Source organism: Enterobacter sp. CCUG 70166, from assembly GCF_020224095.1.
Lineage (GTDB): Bacteria > Pseudomonadota > Gammaproteobacteria > Enterobacterales > Enterobacteriaceae > Enterobacter > Enterobacter intestinihominis.
Genome location: NZ_NRIQ01000079.1, coordinates 1 through 2,206 on the forward strand (window position 1 = coordinate 1; position 2,206 = coordinate 2,206).

Genomic DNA, 2,206 nt, shown 5'->3' on the forward strand with positions numbered 1-2,206 from the left:
CTGATTTATTCAACAAAGCCGGGTTCATAATGAATCCGGCTGCTGAGGGAGCCATCGCACGGGGTCTGCAGGCGTATAGTAATATTGGTGATCTTTTTCCTGCAAATCGAGGTATTTTTCAACGTCGCTGAGCTGATAAGCAGAATAGAAAGTGCTTGAATTTCCTACATTGTACATATCGATGGTGCTCATGACATTATCAATGTAATCAAAAGAAACTTTGTAGAAATTTAAGTGGCGATCGTCACAACACTTTAGCAGTTCGGGTCGTGGTGAAAAAACGTCTATCCGGGGACGGAATGTTAATGGTGAGCCAATAATAAAACACAAAGTGAAATTATGAGACAACGGCAGATATATTCTATTCTGTTTTGTGTATAAACAAAATATATTCGGGGCTATCGCAAAGACTGGCCTGGGGTTAGTACTGTCAAAAGCGTGGCCGGTGTGTATTATTTCAATCACGCTCGTCCGACTGAATATTTTATTCCGGAAGACATTGATCATGTCATAAGGCGTGGGTTTATTGAGAATAGCCAGCAGGCTGAACAAAGTAAAAATCGCCCGACATTTATCCTCTCTGGATGAGGACGCGTTGGCTACGCGAAGCAATTTTTGATAAAAACTGTCGTTCATTAGTGCGGGCTGGGTGCCAGGCAGTGACTGAATGCTTTTTATATATTCTTCAAAATGCATTTCAATGTCATGATGAAAGTGGTCAAGAAGATCCTGCTTGTAGGGATTCTTATTCTGGGGATTATGTAAATTTAAAAGCAGCTGCATTACTGCAAAGCTGGTCAGTGTCTCGAACGGGAAATCGCCGGGCTTAGCCAGACGAAGTCGAGAAAAATTATGTTCGTGAATAATGTCGTTCACTACTGCGGCCGTCAGACGCTCATAGGCCCACAGTTCTTCTTCGATGTCAAAGGCTTCTCCGGTTTTGGCATCGATGAGCCGAAAGAGATTTTTAGCGACCGCGACACTGGAAATTGGAAGAGGCTGTTCATAGAGGACGTTATCTCCAGTATGTGAAGGGTATGCCTCAATCTGACGGCTGCGAACCGCCAGGGACAGGCGCAATGTCAGATTCTGTCGCGGCCTTGGCGCGTGCCTGGAAGCGTTCATAGCAATCCAGCCCGCAGAAATGTTCGACGTATTCCGCGCCTTCCGGGGTGAAGGCGGCATCGAGCGGAATTTCTTTGCAGCATACGCAGCAGGTGGTGCAACTGGCAGTGTTCGGGGCGTTTGCGTTCATGGTGGTACTCCTCCAGATTGGTAGCGAAGCTCAAAGCTGCCCACTCTCGGCTGGCTGGGAAGCGGTCATGATCTTCCCTTGAAGGCCCGCAGCAGCCGCGTCACAGACAGGACAAACAAGCCGGTCAGCGTGAGGGCTGCAATACCCCAGTGCTCCCCGATGAACGCGCCGGCCGTCGTGCCGGCTAGCACAATGGCGAGAATCGGCAAATGGCAGGGACAGGTGAGCACGGCCAGCGCGCCCCACAAGTAGCCGGTGATCGGTTTGTGCGTCTCAGACGGCAAGTGCTCTGGGCTGTTCATGGCAGACTCTCCGCGTGCTGTGCCGGTTCGGTTGGCATGGCGGCCAGTTGCATTTCGAGGCTGGCCAGGGCCTCGCGCCGACGCTCGACGAGTTGCCGCAACACGGCAAGCTGCGCAGACGCACCGTCACCGTCCGCAGCATCCAGCGCCCGGCACAGCCGCGCCAGTGCGTCCAGGCCGATACCCGCTTCGAAGGCAGCCCGTACAAAGCGCAGCCGTTGCAACGCGGTGTCATCGAACAAGCCGTAGCCGCCCGTGGTGTACGCGACCGGCCGTAGCAATCCGCGCAGCAGGTAGTCGCGCACGATATGCACGCTCACCCCGGCATCAAGGGCCAGCCGGGACACTGTGTAGGCGCTCATTGAACACCTCCTTTTCCTCATCCGGCGCAGCACGAAAGCTGCTTCACGTCCTTGCTGAAGGTCTGCGCCGCGAGCTTCAGCCCTTCGACCATGGTCAGGTAGGGGAACAATTGGTCGGCCAGTTCCTGCACGGTCATACGGTTGCGAATGGCGAGCACCGCCGTCTGGATCAGTTCACCCGCTTCCGGGGCCACCGCTTGCACGCCGATGAGCCGTCCGCTACCTTCCTCGATGACCAGCTTGATGAAGCCGCGTGTGTCGAAGTTGGCAAGCGCACGCGGCACGTT

General features: G+C 53.7%; 4 protein-coding genes and 1 pseudogene. All 5 read right to left on the minus strand.

All coding sequences use genetic code 11. From position 1 onward, the window contains the following. Positions 1-24 precede the first annotated feature (24 nt). On the minus strand, positions 25-1,080 hold the full coding sequence (locus CKK19_RS24790; RefSeq protein WP_223526262.1) for a hypothetical protein: 1,056 nt from the start codon (positions 1,078-1,080) through the stop codon (positions 25-27). Continuing rightward, positions 1,043-1,255, minus strand: coding sequence for a DUF3330 domain-containing protein (locus CKK19_RS24795; RefSeq protein ID WP_000993245.1), 213 nt, complete (start codon positions 1,253-1,255; stop codon positions 1,043-1,045). The genes CKK19_RS24790 and CKK19_RS24795 overlap by 38 nt, the downstream gene beginning before the upstream one ends. Before the next feature lie 65 nt (positions 1,256-1,320). After that, a complete protein-coding gene (merE, locus tag CKK19_RS24800; protein ID WP_001087807.1) occupies positions 1,321-1,557 on the minus strand; it encodes a broad-spectrum mercury transporter MerE in 237 nt (78 codons plus the stop codon). Continuing rightward, positions 1,554-1,919, minus strand: coding sequence for a mercury resistance co-regulator MerD (merD, locus tag CKK19_RS24805; protein ID WP_001277466.1), 366 nt, complete (start codon positions 1,917-1,919; stop codon positions 1,554-1,556). Before merD ends, merE begins: the two co-directional genes overlap by 4 nt. Before the next feature lie 17 nt (positions 1,920-1,936). Continuing rightward, a pseudogene (locus CKK19_RS24810) lies at positions 1,937-2,206 on the minus strand (mercuric reductase); the annotation flags it as partial.

Excerpts from the sequence above, each read along its gene's own strand:
- merE (WP_001087807.1), bottom strand. The coding sequence starts at position 1,557 with ATGAACAGCCCAGAGCACTTGCCGTCTGAGACGCACAAACCGATCACC.
- CKK19_RS24795 (WP_000993245.1), bottom strand. The coding sequence starts at position 1,255 with ATGAACGCAAACGCCCCGAACACTGCCAGTTGCACCACCTGCTGCGTA.
- merD (WP_001277466.1), bottom strand. The coding sequence starts at position 1,919 with ATGAGCGCCTACACAGTGTCCCGGCTGGCCCTTGATGCCGGGGTGAGC.